This window comes from Mycolicibacterium setense (assembly GCF_000805385.1).
In the GTDB taxonomy this organism is placed as follows: Bacteria; Actinomycetota; Actinomycetes; order Mycobacteriales; family Mycobacteriaceae; genus Mycobacterium; species Mycobacterium setense.
Genome location: NZ_JTJW01000005.1, coordinates 878,569 through 894,023 on the forward strand (window position 1 = coordinate 878,569; position 15,455 = coordinate 894,023).

The window sequence follows — 15,455 nt, forward strand, 5'->3', positions numbered from 1 at the left end:
CGGAGAACCGGTTCAGGATCCGGCGAACTCCGCGTAGCCCTCGTAATCGGGCTTCATGGCCGCGGCCACCAGCTCCCACAGCACTTCGTCGGTGCCGCCACCGACGCGGGCGAGCTTCATGTCACGCCACCACTTGCCCAGTGGCGTCTCGTCGACGAGATAGCCGGAGCCGCCGAAGATGTGCATGCACTCCGATGCGACCTCCTCGCCCAGGCGTGCGGCGGTCACCTTGAAGGCTGCGGCGGCCCGGAGATCGAGCTTGCCCTGCGCGGCCGCCCCGGCCAGGGCGTAACGCAGCAGGTCGACGCGAGCCTGCAGATCGGCGATGCGCATCCGCAGCGCTTGGTGCTCGTATAGTGTTTGCCCGAACTGCCGCCGTTTCATCATGCGCGCCAACGTGATTCCGAGAATCCGCTGCGATCCGGAGGCGACCTGCCCAGCGATCGACATGCGTTCGTGGGCCAATCCCCAGGAGATCGCCGCCAGGCCGGTGCCGGCCCGGGCCACCAGGTGATCGGCGGGCACCCATGTGTCGATGTGCACCGCAGCGGTGGCCAGGGGTCCGTTGCCGACCTTGCGATAGGGCGTCTGGATCTCGACCTGAGAGGTCGGCACCGCGATGACGACGACGTTGCCGTGCCTGCTGGTCGGATCGTGGTCGACGTTGCGGGCCACCACCATGATGTGATCGGCGATCGTGGACAGCGAGACGAACTTCTTGATGCCCTTGATCTCGAATCCATCGCGGGCGGTGCGTACTTCGGTCTCTACGATCTGAAGGTCCGAACCTCCGGATTCCTCGGAGGCCGCGATGCACAGCACGGCCTCGCCGTGGACGGCCTGTTCGCAGATCGTTCGCAGGTGGTCGGATTTCCCGAAGCGGCGCAGCAGGGCGATTGCCGAATCGTGCAGGCTGACCCCCACGCCGATGCCGGACGAACCGTTGCGGCCCAGTGCGAAGGCAAGTTCGATCAGCTTGGCCACGTCGGGTTGTTGACCGTCGCCCCATTTCTCGCTGAACACCCCGCTGCGGCCCAGGTGCTCGATGAGCTGACGCGGAAAGCTCTCCGTCTCTTCGGCTTCGGCGGTCCACTCCTTGACCTGGCTGTCGAATGCCCGATCCAGCAGGTCGCGGTACTCGTCGAGCGTGGTGGTGGCCGGAGTCGGCGTTGGTGTGAGCGTGGTCATGACTTCGCTGTCTCCAATTGTCGTTTGACCTCAAGGCGGCGCAGCTTGCCCGAGGAGGTGCGGGGCAGTGACCCCGGCGCAAGGAACACCACGTCGGCGGGCACGATGCCGCACTCGGATGCCACCTGTTGGATGACCTGGCTGCGGGCCCCGGCCTCATCGTCGCCACGGAACTCCGCTGCGATCACCAGCCCGGCCCGGACCGACTTCTCCCCGGCGCCCACGGCCACGACCGCGCCTTCACGAACACCCTTGACCTGGGCGGCAACCCGTTCGATCTCGGTGGGGAAGATGTTGCGTCCGGCCACCGTGATCAGTTCCTTGCTGCGTCCGCAGACCACCAGGCCACCGTCGACGAAGTAGCCCAAATCGCCTGTGGCGAACCACTCGTCGGGGTTCAGGGGAGCCTGGCCGAGGTAGCCCGTCATCATCGAGGTGCCGCGGATCTCCACCTCGCCGACCTCGCGGTCGACGATGCCCGCATTGTCCTCGCTGGGGCGTAGCCGCACTTCCATTCCAGGGATGGCGTCACCGAGGACCGCGAGCTGCTGGCGGTTGGAGCCGGCGTCCGTGGCGACCGTGATCTCGTCGAGGACGACGCCGAGACCTGGAACGGGAACTGTTACCGCGCAGGATGATTCGGCCATCCCATAGGACGGTGACAGGGCACCGGGGTTGAAGCCGAAGCGGGACAACTCGGTGCCGAAGCGGCTGGTGGCCTCGCAGTCGACGGGCTCACCGCCGTTGAGTGCGAACCGCACAGCCGACAGATCCAGATCGGTCAGCCGTTTGGAGTATTTGCCGATCAGGCCGTAAGCCATGTTCGGCGCGGCGGTCAGGGTGGCGTGGCTCTCGGTCAGCCAGCGCACCCAGCTGAACGGCGAGGCGGCGAACGCCAGGGTCGGTGCTTGCCACACTTCGATGCCGCCGAGCGCCCCGGCCAGCAGGAATGTCAGGCCCATGTCGTGGTACAGCGGCAGCCACGAGCAGCCGATGTCGTTGGGCGACAAGCTGATCCGCTCGCTGAGTCCCTGCAGATTGGCGAGCACTGCCGAGGGCGTCAGCTGCGCGGTACGGGGCGTACCGGTGGAACCCGCAGTGCCCTGCAGTACCGCGAACGGGCCGGTTCCCAGCGGCAGCGTGGTGGAGCGTTGGGCGTGGGCGACGACGGCGTGGTCGTGGATCGGCAGGGAGGTCTCGGCTGTCCGGAGCAGATCGAGATAGCCACCGTGGCTGAACACCGTGCCCACTCCGATACCGGCGAACCGGTTGATGGTGGACTGCGCCCAGGTATCCACGTCGGCGCCCCGGATCGGGCCGGGCAGTACCGATAGCGCCGCACCGGCCAGAAGCGCGCCGAGGACCGTCGCGATTCCCTCGACCGTGGGCTCACCGACCACGCCGACAGCTGTCGAACCGTCCTGGCCGATCTGTTCGGCGACATTCTCGGCGCGGGCGTACATCTCGCCCCAAGGCCGGCGGATCCAGGTGCTCGTCTCCTGGTCGTACACCACGAGGTCGGCGTCGGTGGTGGTCAGCGACGCGGCGAGCGCCGTGGCGAGCACGCTCACTGGCTGCTCTGCGCGGCAGGCACTTTCGCCAGGATGGCCGCTTCGAGGTCGCCCACGGTGTCGCAGCTCAGCAGGTCCTCTTCGGACAACACAACCCCGAGCTTGTCCTCGATCGCCACCATCCCGACCGCGAACGCCACGGAGTCCAGCCCGGCGTCGTCGATCAGTCGGGATTCCCTGGTCACCCGGCGGACATCGACGTTCATGTCGTCGCGAAGGATCTCGGTGAGGGCGGCGCTGACCGCTTCGGGTGTTGTCGACTGCATGGGGTGGCACGGTACACGCCTGATGAAAGGTAGGCTAGCCTTACCAAGGCTGTTGTGAGGTCGATAACTAAGTCTGCGACCGGGTGTGCGCTCAGACCGAGCCCATGGCGATGAACATGCCGGTGGCGGCGGCAACCAGGACCATGTCGATCAGGCGAGCGTAGGTCTGCGGTCGAAGTCGTTGCACGATCCGCCGGACCAAGAATGGGCCGATCATCAACGCCGTCCCGATCGCCACCCCGTCAGCGATGACACCCGTTGTCAGGGAGCCGCCTTGACCAAAGGTGGCGAGCTTGGCTGTGTAAAGCAGCAAGGCGCTGGCCGCTTCGGATCCCAGGAAGGCACCTCCGCTGAGCCCATATCCGGTGAACATCGGGACGCTCAACGGTCCGGTCGACAAGACCAGTCCGGTCAAGAAGCCCACAACAGCGCCCGCGACACCGAGCTGCCACAGCCGCACCCGCCACCCTCGCTTCGCCATTGCTCTGCGGACCGGAATCATCACCAGAAAGAACCCACCCAGGAGCCCATCGACGATCTTCGGAGAGATCGTCAGCAGTGTGTGCGCGCCGAGGACTGCGGCGGGGGCGCCTGTTGCCGAGTAGGCGAACACGGGGCGCCAGCTGATCTGTCGCCACCAGGCGGCCACGCGGCCGACGTTGGCCATCACGGCTGCTATCGCCATCATCGGCACCGCCGCGCGCGGTCCATACAGCAGCACCAGCACCGGAAGCAGTACGAGCGACGATCCGGTGCCCACCAGACCGCCGAGTGCTCCGGCGCCAAGCGCGAGAATGAAAACCAGGACGAGAGTCAACATCGCAGGACCTTCTCGTCGGCGTGGGGCACGCCGACGGAGATCCTCCAGGCTTTTGTCCGTTCAGATGACCGCACCCCGTCCAGGACTACGGTGGCGCCGCTCGGACCAGACGCACACCATGACTGGCGCACCGGAACCCTAGGCGCTATCCCGTTCACCGTAGCAACGGCTGGTCTGCCTCGCTCGGCGCCGGCGGGTGCTCGGAACCCTCAGAAACGCGCCAGATCGGTCCCGCCGAAGCGCTGACCGTCGTCGACGACGGTGGCCGACGGAACCACCTCCGCGCTGACCACGCCGTGTTCGCGAGTGATCTCGTCTATGACGTCGAAGGATGCGGCGATCCGTTTGGGCGTGTCCACGACGATCGTCGTCACCGGCACCTGCCGGCCCACCTGGAACAGCTTGTCCCCGTGGGGCTTACCGCCATCGCTGTAACCCCAGACTCCACGCAGCACGCTCGCGCCGCCGGCCGCCTTGGATTCGAGCAGTGTGCGCACGATGGCCCGGTGGATCGGGACACCGTGATGTTGTGCGGTTTCGGAGGTGTGGACCATCAGCTTCTGCCACAGCGGCCGGCCTTCGGCGTCTGTTGCGGGCAGTGCGGCCGGCCGGGCCAGCAGTTGCCCGCCCTGCTTGCACAGCTGCGCCCGCTCGACGGTGAGCAGGGGATTGTCCAGCAGTTCGGTGAGCTCACCGAGAGCAGTGTTCACCTGGGCGCCGGCCCCCAGCCCGATGATCATGAGCGGTACCTCGGTGTTGCGGCCGAAGAACTCGGCGCGCCGACGGTCGCCGTGCACTGTCCCGTCGACGCCGAGAAAGACTGTGGTCGCGGCGAAGCCGTGCCCGTGGAGCACTTCGCACACGGCGCGGTAGGCCGGAATCCTTCCGACTCGGTGATGGCGGCCGACGTACACCGTCAACTTGCACATGTCTGCCACCGTCGGTGCTGTCGACTCGCGGCGGATCAGTTGAGCGCGCTCGAGGGTGACCAGCCCGCGGGGAATGACCGCCACGGTCTGCTCGGCCAGTGCGGATATCTTGTCGGCGGTGTCGACGGCCGCGATGGCGACCGGCGGATCCTCCGAGGCGGTCAATGTCTCGTCGGTGCGCAGGTGATGGTGTGGTCCGAAGCTCGCGATCCCGCGCATCATCACGCTGATCGCGATGTCGCTGCCTCCGTACAGATCCAGGAGTGCATCGGCGACGAACCGGTGCTCATGGCGCAGCCGCTCGGCGAAGTATGCGGTGAGCTTGAGGTAATCGGTGGTGGTCACAGGCGGCTCCCCAGTGACATGCCCAGCCACGCCGCGACCAGACCGAGTGCGACGCTGACGACGATGTTGCCGATCGCCGGCCAGATCCGGCGCTCCTCGCCGAGCCGCTGGGTTTCCAGCATCCAGGTGGAGAACGTCGTATAGGAGCCGACGAATGCGGTGCCGGCCAGCAACGCGGCGTGTGGGTTCAGCGCCAGGCCGCCGAGGAAGCCCAGCAGAAGGGCGCCGCTGAGGTTGACCGCCAGGGTGCCGAACGGGAATCCCCGGGAATGTCGTGCGGACACCGCGCGGTCGAGAAGCAACCGGCACACCGCGCCCAGGCCGCCGAGCAGCATCACCCCGGCCCAGACGACGGCGGTCATCGGGGCACTCAACCTCGCACCGCGGACCGCCGGACGAGCGCGGTCGCGAGCGCGACGGCGAGCAGGCCTGCAGCGATGCTGGCCACGGTGTAGCCGGCGGCCAACACCCACTGGCCGTGTTCGAGCATCGTGATGGTCTCGACCTGCATCGTGGAGAACGTGGTGAGCCCGCCACACAACCCCGTCCCCAGCAGCGGACGGCGATAGCTGGACACCGGCAGCCGCTCCAGCAAGCGGGTGGTGAAGTAGCCGAGCAGGAACGCGCCGACGATATTCACGATGAAGGTGGGCCAGGGCCATCGATGGGGATCGTGGGCCGCGATCACCGCCAGGCCGGCGCGTGCCAGCGTGCCCAGGGCGCCGCCGACGAACACCGCGGCCAATTCTCGGGGATCGTGGCCGAACATAAGCCAAAAGTATGGCTGTTGGTGCGCGACTGGCGGGCAGCGACATCCGTTGGGGAGCACAATCGGGAACCATGGCTGCCAATCCCCGCGCCGGGCAACCGGCTCAACCCGAGGATCTGATCGACATCGCGGCGGTGGTGACCGCGTACTACACCCGGCGACCCGACCCTGACGACATCGCGCAGCAGGTGGCGTTCGGCACCTCGGGGCACCGCGGCTCCAGTCTGGACACCGCGTTCAACGAAGGTCACATCCTGGCCACCACTCAGGCCATCGTCGAGTACCGGGCCGCACAGGGCACCACCGGACCGTTGTTCATCGGCCGCGACACCCATGCCCTGTCGGAGCCCGCATGGGCGTCGGCTCTGGAGGTGCTGGCCGCCAATGATGTTGTGGCCATGATCGATTCGGCCGACCGCTACACCCCGACGCCCGCGGTAAGCCACGCCATCCTGACGTTCAACCGTGGCCGCGATTCGGATTTGGCCGACGGTATCGTCGTCACCCCCTCACACAACCCGCCGCGCGACGGCGGCTTCAAGTACAACCCACCCAACGGCGGACCCGCCGACACGGACGCAACCGGTTGGATTGCCAAGCGCGCCAACGAGATCCTGCGTGAGGGGTTCAAGTCGGTGAAACGCATGCCGCTGTCGCGGGCATTGCAGATGGCACAGCGTCACGACTATCTCGATGCCTATGTCGCGGATCTGGCCAATGTGGTGGACCTGCACGCGATCCGGGCCGAGGGGATCCGCATCGGTGCCGACCCGCTGGGCGGGGCCAGCGTGGACTACTGGGGGGCCATCGCCGACCGGTACAACCTGGACCTGACCGTGGTGAACCCGCTGGTGGACGCGACATGGCGGTTCATGACCCTGGACACCGACGGCAAGATCCGGATGGATTGCAGCTCGCCCAACGCCATGGCCGGGCTGATAGCGAATCGGGATTCCTACCAGATCGCCACCGGCAACGACGCCGACTCGGACCGGCACGGCATCGTCACCCCCGACGGCGGGCTGATGAATCCCAACCACTATCTCGCTGTGGCCATCGACTACCTCTACACCCATCGCCCGAACTGGCCGGCGGCCACCGCGGTGGGCAAGACCGCCGTGAGCAGTTCGATCATCGATCGCGTGGTGGCCGGGCTGGATCGCAAGCTGGTCGAGGTGCCGGTCGGGTTCAAGTGGTTCGTCGACGGGTTGATCGGCGGCGGTATCGGCTTCGGCGGCGAGGAAAGCGCCGGGGCCTCGTTCCTGCGCACCGACGGTTCGACCTGGACCACCGACAAGGACGGCATCATCTTGGCGCTGCTGGCCTCGGAGATCCTGGCGATCACCGGGACGACGCCGTCGCAGCGCTATGCCGAACTGGCCGAACGCTACGGCTCGCCGACCTATGCGCGCATCGACGCGCCGGCCGACCGGGACCAGAAGGCACGGCTGGCGAAACTGTCACCCGAGCAGGTCAGCGCCACCGAACTGGCCGGTGAACCCATCACCGCCAAGTTGACCGCCGCGCCGGGCAACGGTGCGGCGCTGGGCGGACTCAAGGTCACCACGCAGAACGCCTGGTTCGCCGCACGGCCGTCGGGCACCGAGGACGTCTACAAGATCTACGCCGAGTCCTTCCTCGGAGCCGAGCATCTGGCGGAGGTGCAGGAGGCCGCGAAGGACGTGGTTAATACAGTCGTTGGGTGAGCGTTACGGAGGGCGACTGTCAGAGCGACGCCAAGCCGAAGTTGCCCGGTGAAGTCTGGGTTCTGATCGTCGCCAACGCCGTCATCGCGCTCGGTTACGGGGTGGTGGCGCCGGTGCTGCCGGCCTACGCCCGCCACTTCGGGGTCAGCATCAGCGCCGCGACGTTCGTCATCACCGCGTTCGCGCTGATGAGGCTGTGTTTCGCCCCGGCCACCGGGGCGCTGATCCAGCGGCTGGGGGAGCGCCGGATCTACGTCTGGGGCCTGCTGATCGTCGCCGTCACCACCGGTGCGTGTGCGTTCGCGCAGACGTATTGGCAGCTGCTGCTGTTCCGGTCGCTCGGCGGTGTCGGTTCCACGATGTTCTTCGTGTCGGCGTTGGGGCTGATGATCCGCGTGAGCCCGGAGGACGCCCGCGGCCGCGTCGCCGGAATGTTCTCCTCGGCCTTTTTGGTCGGCTCGGTCGGTGGGCCGGTGCTCGGCAGCCTGACCGCCGGGCTCGGACTGAATGCCCCGTTCGTCATCTACGGTGCCGCGTTGACGGTTGCTGCCGCCGTGGTGTTCGTCAGCCTGCGGCACTCGTCGCTGGCCGCGCCCGCGCCGGACGACGGTGCGAAAGTGACCGTCCGCACGGCGCTGGGCAACCCTGCCTACCGGGCGGCGTTGTTGTCGAATTTCGCGACCGGATGGTCGGCGTTCGGCCTCCGAATTGCCTTGGTGCCGTTGTTCATCGTCGATGTGCTGCATCGCGGTCCCGGGATGGCGGGACTGGCGCTGGCCACGTTCGCCGTCGGCAACGTGTCCGCGGTGATCCCCAGCGGTTACCTCTCCGACCGGGTGGGGCGCCGCCTGCTGATGATCGTCGGGCTCACGGCGGCCGGGATCTCCACCGTGATGGTGGGGTTCACCGACGGGCTGACGCTGTTCTTGGTGAGCGCCTACATCGCGGGATTCTCGACCGGGATCTTCACCGCGCCTCAACAGGCCGCGGTGGCCGACATCATCGGCAACAAAGCGCGCGGCGGCACTGCGGTGGCGACGTTCCAGATGATGGCCGACGTCGGTTCGGTCGGCGGCTCGCTGCTGGTCGGGCTGATCGCGCAGTACCTGTCGTTCTCGTGGGCCTTCGTGATCAGCGGGGTGATTCTGCTCGTGGCCGCGGTGGGCTGGATCTTCGCTCCCGAGACCCGCGGACGGCCCTCCGCGGAGCACACGCCGGCCCGCGCGCTGGGCCCGGAAGCCGGCGGAGAGGTTCCCTGACCAGCGATTTTGAATGGCGGGTGGCCGTGGTGTAACTTCGTGGGGCACGACAAACGGGGCTATGGCGCAGTTGGTAGCGCACCACACTGGCAGTGTGGGGGTCAGGGGTTCGAATCCCCTTAGCTCCACGTTTGAGAACCCGAAGTCAGACGGCTTCGGGTTCTTTGCTGTGCGGGGATTGTTGTGGCCGAATCCCCCCGAGGGTAGCTCGCCAGGACCTAGCCGGAACCCGCCACTACAGGTCGCGTAGGTTCTTAGGGAATCAAATCCAAGCGCCTAACGCAGCCTTCAACGAAAGCCATCATGCCCGAGGATCAGAACACAGACGTTCCACCGAATCACCTCTCCGTCGATCCCCGCAGCCCCTTCTATGACGAAGAGGTGCTCCTCCGCGATGTGGGTATTCGCTTCAATGGCGTCGAGAAATCCAATGTCCACGAATACGACGTGGCCGAGGGTTGGGTGCGTGTCGAAGTTCCTACCGCCAAGGATCGTCGCGGAAATCCGATGGTCGTCAAGGTCAGCGGCACCGTTGAACCTTATTTCCGCCAAGAAAAGTAGCGGACGCCCCTCGGGGTTCGAATCCCAATTTCCCCGTCGGAAAAGCCGGCTCCAGCCTCACTCCAAGTCGGACAAGGCCTTTCGCGCTGCCTCAAGTTCGGCTTCGAGGGCGGCAACCTTGGCGGCCTGCTGCGAACGCGCCTCTTCGATCACCTCGTCGATCGGGGTGGAGAGGTCCTCGTGAAGTTCCTTGGCGGCACGGGAGACGGCAGCGGCCGCGACCGCGACGTTGCGCGCCAGGTAAGTGCTGCCCTGCTTGAGCTCGGCATGCCACTCACCGTCGGCGGTACCGGTGACGGTGAGGGTCAGCTCGATGGTCTTGGCTTTCCTGCCTGCCGCCTTTTTGGCCGGCGCCTTCTTGGGCTTGTCGTCGACCGGGGCTTGAGCGGTGGGCGCGGCGTTCTCGGTCGGTGCGACCGAATCGGCGGGAGTGTCGGTGTCGGGGGTCAAAGCTTCTGGGGCCAGGGCGTCTACAGTCATCGTCACGGCGAACTCCTTTTCGAACATCGCTTACGCTGGGCGGGCTGGCGGTCGGAGACATTAGAACACACGTTCGACGCCTGCGGTCAAGTCGCCGCGCGTGTCGGGGGTGTGAGTGACCACCGAGACGATGGCACTTCGACGAAATAGGTTGGCCGCCAATGGCATCGCCAAGTGCCGACAAACGCAAGCTACCCCGTCACATACACGATTCGGCTTTCGGAGCTTCCGTCGACGGTCACCCGGATCAGATAGTCCCCGGCAGGCAGGGCGCGGCCGTCGTCGTCATGTCCGTCCCACTCGAGGGTGCGTGCGCCGGCGGCCGGCCTGGCTTCATCGATCAGACGCGTGACGTGTTTGGCGAAGTGGTCCCAGATACAGACGATGAGCCTGCCGGCGTCTGGAGGCACGTCGACCGTGACCGGCAATGGCAGTGCGCCGGCCATCGGCTCGTTGTCGGCGAGCAGGTGCGGTCCGAATTCGGCGACTCCGGCGATGGCGGGCGGGACGGGTTCGGCCGAGTATTTGTAGACCGATTTCCCGGATGCGTATCCGAGCGGGATGTCGCGGAAGAACCTGAACCGGTTGATGAATCGACCGATCTCGTTGGCGTCCTTCCAGGTCATTCCACTGTCGGTGGTGGCGCTGGAAAAGCCTTTGCGGAAATCGGTGCTGCCCCAGCCGCCGACCCAGCCGGTGTTCTCGTCGAGGAATCCGATGCCTTCGAGGTTGACGTTGCCCTGGGGGTCCTGGACTTCGATACGGGCCCAAGTATGACCGCCGTCAACGGTTTTGAGGATGGCAGCCTGGGAGAAGTTCTCCAGGGAGATGAACCCGACATGATCATCGATGAAATGGATCTTCCATCCCCATTCCCCGAGGGGGAATTGATCGGTCAGGCCCTCGACTGTGTTTGTCCATGTCAGTCCACCGTCGGTGGTGTGCAGAACGACTGGCTTGATGTGGCTTCGCGGATCGTGCGGGATCGGCGGGGTTGGCCGCGCGGCCTTGCCGCCGACGACCCACCCGGTGTCGGTGTCGGTGAAGTAGATATCGATCAAAATCGTGGCGTGGTCGGACATGTCGTTGGCCTGCCACGTCGCCCCGCCGTCGATGGTGCGCATGACGCGTACGGGCATACCGGGATCGTTGGTGCCTGAGGCGTAGACGACGGACTCACTGACGACGGACAGGCCGCACACGAAAGGCGGTGCCAGATCGGGCAAGTTGGCCACCTCGGTCCACGTGGCCCCGCCGTCGGCGGTCTGTAACAGCTGTCTGCCGGGTGTGGTCGTACCTACCCAGCCGCGAGTGGCCGAGGCGAACCCGACCGACCGCAGATACAGGCCCGAGTCTTCGTCATGAAACTGTTCCTGGAACGTCGCGAACCCATCCTCGGTGTGCAGGATCTGACCGTCGCTGTTGACCGCCCAGCCGCGCTGTGAGTCGATGAACCAAATGTCATCGGTGCGTGACGTGGCTGCCGGTGCGTTCGTTTCCCGCCAGATCGCCGGTTGCACAGCGGGTTTCTCCGGGCATCCGTCGTTGATCCACTGCTCGATCGCAGCGATGGATTCGGCGGGCACGGGCTGCCGGCCGGAGGGCATGCGACGTGTCGTCGCCTCGGGCGGGGCGCCGGGAAGGTCGGAACCGAACGGGATTTCGCCCTTGAGTGCGCGCACCAGGTTCGAATTAGCGCCGTCGCCTATGACGATGAGTTTCTTGCCGATCACTTTCTTGGCGACGAACTCATCGCGGCTGATGTCGCGCCAGAAGGCTTGGTGAGCGCCGATGCCCACCCCCGGCCCGCCGATCGACTCGTCCAGAATTGCCACAACACCCTGAAAGTCCATCGCGCCGCCCCTTTCGGCCATATCTGTCGCGCGCCGTGCCCTGACTATCAACCTCGTGATGGGTAGTTGGCGCGAGTAGTCGGCTACTCGATCCGTGCCCGTATGGGCAGTCGCGAGACCCGCGATACACGTAGTCGGCTACTCACGCGCTCGCCGCAGCGCCCGCGCACACTGAGCGAGGAAGACCGGTGACACGAGGAGGCGGCGGCGATGGTCGAACTCGAAACCCGTTATCTCGACGCGGTCAACGAGGCCAGCTCAGCGGCCGACCTCCACGAGAGCGTCCAGCACGCGATCGAGCTGGAATTCGCCACCATGCCGCCGTATCTCACCGCCATGATGTCGCTGGATGCCCAGCGCAACGCCAAGATCGGACGGATTCTGTCGAGTGTGGCGGTGGACGAGATGCTGCACATGCTGCTGTGCTGCAACCTTCTCATCGCGTTGGGTGGGACGCCGGACATCGCGAGCGCTGGCTTCGTCCCGGCGTATCCCTCGAAACTGCCGATGGCGGTTTCCTCGGGCCTCGTCGTTGGCGTCGAGCGCTTTTCGTTGGACGTCGTGGAGCGCACCTTCATGGGTATCGAGCATCCCGAGGATCCGCTGCACTTCCCCGGCGTTGCAGAAGCGCCGGCCTTCGCCACCATCGGGGCGTTCTATGCCGCCCTTGAGGAGAAACTCACGCAACTAGGCGACTCCGCGTTCCGCGGCGACACCACCGGACAGTTACTCAGCGACACGGGTTTCGAGTTTCCGCGATTGATTCCCATCGTCGATGTGACCTCGGCGTCGGCCGCCATCGACGTGATCGTCCGCGAGGGTGAGGGAACCCAGACATCACCGAAGGACGCTGCCGGTGAGGTAGCGCACTACTACCGGTTCGAACAGATCATCAAAGGCCGGGAACTCGTCGCTGATTCCACTGTTCCGCAGGGCTTCTCGTTCACCGGGCCCGAGATCCCATACGACCCTACCGGCGTCTTCCCGATCACCGCGAACCAGCGGCTGACCGACCTCGACCCGCAATCTGAGGCGGGGCAGAAGGCTGTGAAGTTCGCTCGCTGCCTCACCGACCTGCTGACGGCCCTGCACAAGACCTTCGCCGGGGACCCGACGGCGTTCGACTCCGTCTTCGATCTGATGTTCGCGCTCAAGCGCGCCGGCCAGGATCTGTGCAAAACGGAGGTCGTTAAAGACGGTCAGCCGACCGGGCGCAACGCTGGGCCAACGTGGGAGTTTCTGACCGCCACTCCGTGACGGGTACTTGTGCCCGCTTCAGTCCTCGAGCCCGTATTCGTCGAACCAGTACGCGAGTTTGCCGCGCCGGCTCACCGCCCGCATCCGCGCCTCGGCCGCGTGCCGGGTTCTGCTGGTGGTGACGATGAGCAGTTCGTCGCCGACGGCGATGCGGGTGTCCGGCAGCGGGACGAAGGTGCGCCCGTTGCGGATGATCAGCGTGATCACCGCGGGGTCGGGTAGCCGCAGTTCGAGGATGGTCACGTTGTGCAGCCGGGAATGGGGTTGCACCGTCATGGTCAGCAACTCGGCGTCGAGCACATCCAGGGGTGCGGCCTCGACCTGAATCTCGCGGGTGATGTCGCGGGTGATCAGCCCCAGCGCATTCGCCACGAATCGGATACTGGGCGCCTGTATCAGGGTGAAAATCACCACCAGGACGAACACGACGTTCAGCAACCGGTAGCTGTCGGGCACACCCGCGACGATCGGGAACGTCGCCAGCACGATCGGCACCGCACCGCGCAACCCCGACCAGGACAGGAAGAGTTGTTCGCGGAACGGGATCCGGAACCCGGCCAGCGACAGGACCACCGATACCGGCCGGGCGATCAGGAGCAGCACCAGCCCGATGACGATCGCCGGGATGATGTCGCCGGCCAGGTCGTGCGGGTTCACCAGCAACCCGAGGAGCACGAACAGGCCGATCTGGGCTAGCCAGCCCACCCCTTCGGCGAAGGAACGGGTCGCCGACCGGTGTGGCAGACCGGAGTTGGCCAACACCACGGCGGACAGGTAGGCGGCGATGAAACCGCTCGCGTGGGCACTGCCGGCGGCAGCGAACGCGATGAAACCCAGCCCGAAAGTGGCGATCGGGTAGAGACCGGAGGCGGGCAGCGCGATACGGCGTAACGCGAATGCCCCGGCGAACCCGACGGCCAGACCCAGCAGGGCACCGGTGATCAGTTCGTAGGCGAGGTGGGTGATGGCGCCTTCGGGGTGCAACACGAATGGCACCACGCTGAACATCAGTACGAGGATCACGGCCGGCGCATCGTTGAAACCGGATTCGGCCTCCAGCAGACCAGCCAGCCGACGGGGCAGCGGCAGGATCCGCAGCACCGAGAACACCGCGGCGGCGTCGGTGGAGGAGACGATCGCGCCGAGTAGCAGCGCGAGTTGCCAGTCCATGCCCAGCAGCAGGTGCGCGCCGACGGCGGTGATGGCGGTGCTGATCATCACTCCGACGGTGGCCAGCACGGCTGCGGGTGCCAGTACTCCGCGGATATCGGAGAACCGTGTGGTCAGACCGCCTTCGACGAGCACGATCGCCAGTGCGGTGGTGCACACGTTGCGGGCCAGTTCAACGTTGTCGAAGTCCAGCCCGATCCCGTCGACCCCGAGCACCATTCCGACCAGCAGGAAGAACAGCAGGCTGGGGAACCCGATCCGGGTCGCCACCCGCGTGCCGATGATGCTTGCCAGCAGCACGACGCCGCCGGTGAGCAAGGTCAGGTACAGCTGGTTCAGGCTCATCGAGAGTTAGTTAATCAGGACGAAGGGGCGTGAGTGGGCCATGCGAATAGGCGAAGATGACTGAGTGGCGGACGGAAATATGCGAGTGGTGGTTGCCGGAGCGGGCAACGTGGGCCGTTCCGTTGCGCGGGAATTGCTCGACAACGGTCACAAGGTCTTGCTGATCGAAAGGCTGCACCGGCGATACGAGCCGCACACCGTGCCGAGCGCCGACTGGTTACTGGCCGACGCCTGCGAACTCTCCGCGATGGAGGAGGCCGGCATCGAAACCGCCGATGTCCTGATCGCGGCCACCGGTGACGACAAGTCCAATCTGGTGGTCGGGTTGCTGGCCAAGTCGGAGTTCGGGGTGCCGCGAGTGGTGGCGCGCATCAATGACGTCCGCAACCAATGGTTGTTCGGCCAGGACTGGGGTATCGATGTCGCGGTGTCGACACCCGGGGCATTGGTGGCCGGTGTCGAGGGTGCCATCGATGTCGGCCACCTGGTCCGGCTGATGATGCTGCGCGGGGGACGGGTAGAGCTGACGAAACTCACGCTGCCGCACGATAACCCGGTGGTCGGGCAGCGGGTAGACCGGCTGGACCTGCCGGCGGACACCGCGTTGGTGACGGTCGTCCGCGGAGACAAGGTCCGGTTGCCCAAACCCGACGATGTGCTCGAGGCCGGAGACGAATTGCTCTTCACCGCCAACCGCACCTCAGAGAGTTCACTACTGGCCGCTATCCACGGCGGTCAGTTCCTCCGGGAAGTAGTCTCCGACGAACCGTGACGCGTGCCGCTCCCGCGGCTAGTTCGTCGATGGTGGTGGTTGGGGTTGGAAGGGTGTGTACCACCACCAGTCGGCGCGTTCGCCGGTGGGTCCGGGGCAGGGAGGAAAATCGGGTGGGGGAGAACGAAAAAACAAAAGTATGAATTAAATTCACACTAATATAT

General features: G+C 65.8%; 15 protein-coding genes and 1 tRNA gene. 6 read left to right on the plus strand and 10 right to left on the minus strand.

Annotated features, from left to right (window positions below; genetic code table 11):
* Positions 1-12: 12 nt before the first annotated feature.
* The 7 genes from mbtN to crcB (QQ25_RS10585) all read right to left on the minus strand — a co-directional run bounded on the left by mbtN (position 13) and on the right by crcB (QQ25_RS10585) (position 5,888).
* Positions 13-1,188 carry a mycobactin biosynthesis acyl-ACP dehydrogenase MbtN gene (gene mbtN / locus QQ25_RS10555; protein WP_039317952.1) on the minus strand — a complete coding sequence of 392 codons (1,176 nt, stop codon included), beginning with the start codon at positions 1,186-1,188 and terminating at the stop codon, positions 13-15.
* Positions 1,185-2,759, minus strand: a complete 1,575-nt coding sequence (gene mbtM, locus QQ25_RS10560) for a long-chain-fatty acid--ACP ligase MbtM (RefSeq protein WP_039317954.1) — start codon at positions 2,757-2,759, stop codon at positions 1,185-1,187. Before mbtM ends, mbtN begins: the two co-directional genes overlap by 4 nt.
* Positions 2,756-3,025: a mycobactin biosynthesis acyl carrier protein MbtL gene (locus QQ25_RS10565; protein WP_039317957.1), complete on the minus strand. Its 270-nt coding sequence runs from the start codon at positions 3,023-3,025 to the stop codon at positions 2,756-2,758. Before QQ25_RS10565 ends, mbtM begins: the two co-directional genes overlap by 4 nt.
* A 91-nt stretch (positions 3,026-3,116) precedes the next feature.
* Complete coding sequence (locus QQ25_RS10570; RefSeq protein WP_039378536.1) at positions 3,117-3,845, minus strand: sulfite exporter TauE/SafE family protein; 729 nt, start codon at positions 3,843-3,845, stop codon at positions 3,117-3,119.
* A gap of 209 nt (positions 3,846-4,054) precedes the next feature.
* Positions 4,055-5,119 carry a putative PII-like signaling protein gene (locus QQ25_RS10575; RefSeq protein ID WP_039317963.1) on the minus strand — a complete coding sequence of 355 codons (1,065 nt, stop codon included), beginning with the start codon at positions 5,117-5,119 and terminating at the stop codon, positions 4,055-4,057.
* Entirely contained in the window at positions 5,116-5,481 is a 366-nt protein-coding gene (gene crcB / locus QQ25_RS10580) for a fluoride efflux transporter CrcB (RefSeq protein ID WP_039317965.1), read from the minus strand. Before crcB (QQ25_RS10580) ends, QQ25_RS10575 begins: the two co-directional genes overlap by 4 nt.
* 8 nt (positions 5,482-5,489) lie before the next feature.
* Positions 5,490-5,888 (minus strand): fluoride efflux transporter CrcB, encoded by a 399-nt coding sequence (crcB, locus tag QQ25_RS10585; protein WP_039317966.1) that lies wholly within the window; start codon positions 5,886-5,888, stop codon positions 5,490-5,492.
* A 71-nt stretch (positions 5,889-5,959) separates the two neighbouring features.
* On the opposite strand from crcB (QQ25_RS10585), the gene pgm reads away from it, so the two are divergent.
* From pgm to QQ25_RS30130, 4 genes are all read left to right on the plus strand, one after another.
* The gene (gene pgm, locus QQ25_RS10590) at positions 5,960-7,594 is read left to right on the plus strand and encodes a phosphoglucomutase (alpha-D-glucose-1,6-bisphosphate-dependent) (RefSeq protein WP_039378537.1); all 1,635 of its coding nucleotides are present in this window, start codon (positions 5,960-5,962) and stop codon (positions 7,592-7,594) included.
* Entirely contained in the window at positions 7,591-8,853 is a 1,263-nt protein-coding gene (locus QQ25_RS10595) for an MFS transporter (protein ID WP_039378538.1), read from the plus strand. Before pgm ends, QQ25_RS10595 begins: the two co-directional genes overlap by 4 nt.
* Positions 8,854-8,908: 55 nt before the next feature.
* Positions 8,909-8,981: transfer RNA gene (locus QQ25_RS10600), tRNA-Ala, on the plus strand.
* A 175-nt stretch (positions 8,982-9,156) separates the two neighbouring features.
* Entirely contained in the window at positions 9,157-9,414 is a 258-nt protein-coding gene (locus QQ25_RS30130; RefSeq protein WP_064871842.1) for a DUF3297 family protein, read from the plus strand.
* Between the two features lie 57 nt (positions 9,415-9,471).
* Here QQ25_RS30130 and QQ25_RS10610 read toward each other — a convergent pair whose 3' ends face one another.
* Together QQ25_RS10610 and QQ25_RS30135 are read right to left on the minus strand one after the other, a co-directional pair.
* A complete protein-coding gene (locus tag QQ25_RS10610; RefSeq protein ID WP_039378700.1) occupies positions 9,472-9,894 on the minus strand; it encodes a DUF6319 family protein in 423 nt (140 codons plus the stop codon).
* A 191-nt stretch (positions 9,895-10,085) separates the two neighbouring features.
* Positions 10,086-11,747, minus strand: coding sequence for a YCF48-related protein (locus QQ25_RS30135; RefSeq protein ID WP_131546147.1), 1,662 nt, complete (start codon positions 11,745-11,747; stop codon positions 10,086-10,088).
* Between the two features lie 210 nt (positions 11,748-11,957).
* On the opposite strand from QQ25_RS30135, the gene QQ25_RS10620 reads away from it, so the two are divergent.
* On the plus strand, positions 11,958-13,004 hold the full coding sequence (locus QQ25_RS10620) for a ferritin-like domain-containing protein (protein WP_039378539.1): 1,047 nt from the start codon (positions 11,958-11,960) through the stop codon (positions 13,002-13,004).
* A gap of 18 nt (positions 13,005-13,022) precedes the next feature.
* On the opposite strand, the gene QQ25_RS10625 is transcribed toward QQ25_RS10620, so the two are convergent.
* Complete coding sequence (locus tag QQ25_RS10625; RefSeq protein WP_039378540.1) at positions 13,023-14,519, minus strand: potassium/proton antiporter; 1,497 nt, start codon at positions 14,517-14,519, stop codon at positions 13,023-13,025.
* A gap of 79 nt (positions 14,520-14,598) precedes the next feature.
* Here QQ25_RS10625 and QQ25_RS10630 point away from each other — a divergent pair, with 79 nt between their 5' ends.
* Positions 14,599-15,291: a potassium channel family protein gene (locus QQ25_RS10630; protein ID WP_052235739.1), complete on the plus strand. Its 693-nt coding sequence runs from the start codon at positions 14,599-14,601 to the stop codon at positions 15,289-15,291.
* The last annotated feature ends 164 nt before the right edge of the window (positions 15,292-15,455 follow it).

What these genes read in the sequence shown, in the direction of transcription:
- crcB (WP_039317965.1), bottom strand. Translation starts at nt 5,481, where the DNA reads ATGACCGCCGTCGTCTGGGCCGGGGTGATGCTGCTCGGCGGCCTGGGC.
- QQ25_RS10625 (WP_039378540.1), bottom strand. Translation starts at nt 14,519, where the DNA reads ATGAGCCTGAACCAGCTGTACCTGACCTTGCTCACCGGCGGCGTCGTG.
- QQ25_RS10565 (WP_039317957.1), bottom strand. Translation starts at nt 3,025, where the DNA reads ATGCAGTCGACAACACCCGAAGCGGTCAGCGCCGCCCTCACCGAGATC.
- QQ25_RS30130 (WP_064871842.1), top strand. Translation starts at nt 9,157, where the DNA reads ATGCCCGAGGATCAGAACACAGACGTTCCACCGAATCACCTCTCCGTC.
- QQ25_RS30135 (WP_131546147.1), bottom strand. Translation starts at nt 11,747, where the DNA reads ATGGACTTTCAGGGTGTTGTGGCAATTCTGGACGAGTCGATCGGCGGG.
- QQ25_RS10610 (WP_039378700.1), bottom strand. Translation starts at nt 9,894, where the DNA reads ATGACTGTAGACGCCCTGGCCCCAGAAGCTTTGACCCCCGACACCGAC.
- crcB (WP_039317966.1), bottom strand. Translation starts at nt 5,888, where the DNA reads ATGTTCGGCCACGATCCCCGAGAATTGGCCGCGGTGTTCGTCGGCGGC.
- QQ25_RS10630 (WP_052235739.1), top strand. Translation starts at nt 14,599, where the DNA reads ATGCGAGTGGTGGTTGCCGGAGCGGGCAACGTGGGCCGTTCCGTTGCG.
- mbtN (WP_039317952.1), bottom strand. Translation starts at nt 1,188, where the DNA reads ATGACCACGCTCACACCAACGCCGACTCCGGCCACCACCACGCTCGAC.
- QQ25_RS10570 (WP_039378536.1), bottom strand. Translation starts at nt 3,845, where the DNA reads ATGTTGACTCTCGTCCTGGTTTTCATTCTCGCGCTTGGCGCCGGAGCA.
- QQ25_RS10620 (WP_039378539.1), top strand. Translation starts at nt 11,958, where the DNA reads ATGGTCGAACTCGAAACCCGTTATCTCGACGCGGTCAACGAGGCCAGC.
- pgm (WP_039378537.1), top strand. Translation starts at nt 5,960, where the DNA reads ATGGCTGCCAATCCCCGCGCCGGGCAACCGGCTCAACCCGAGGATCTG.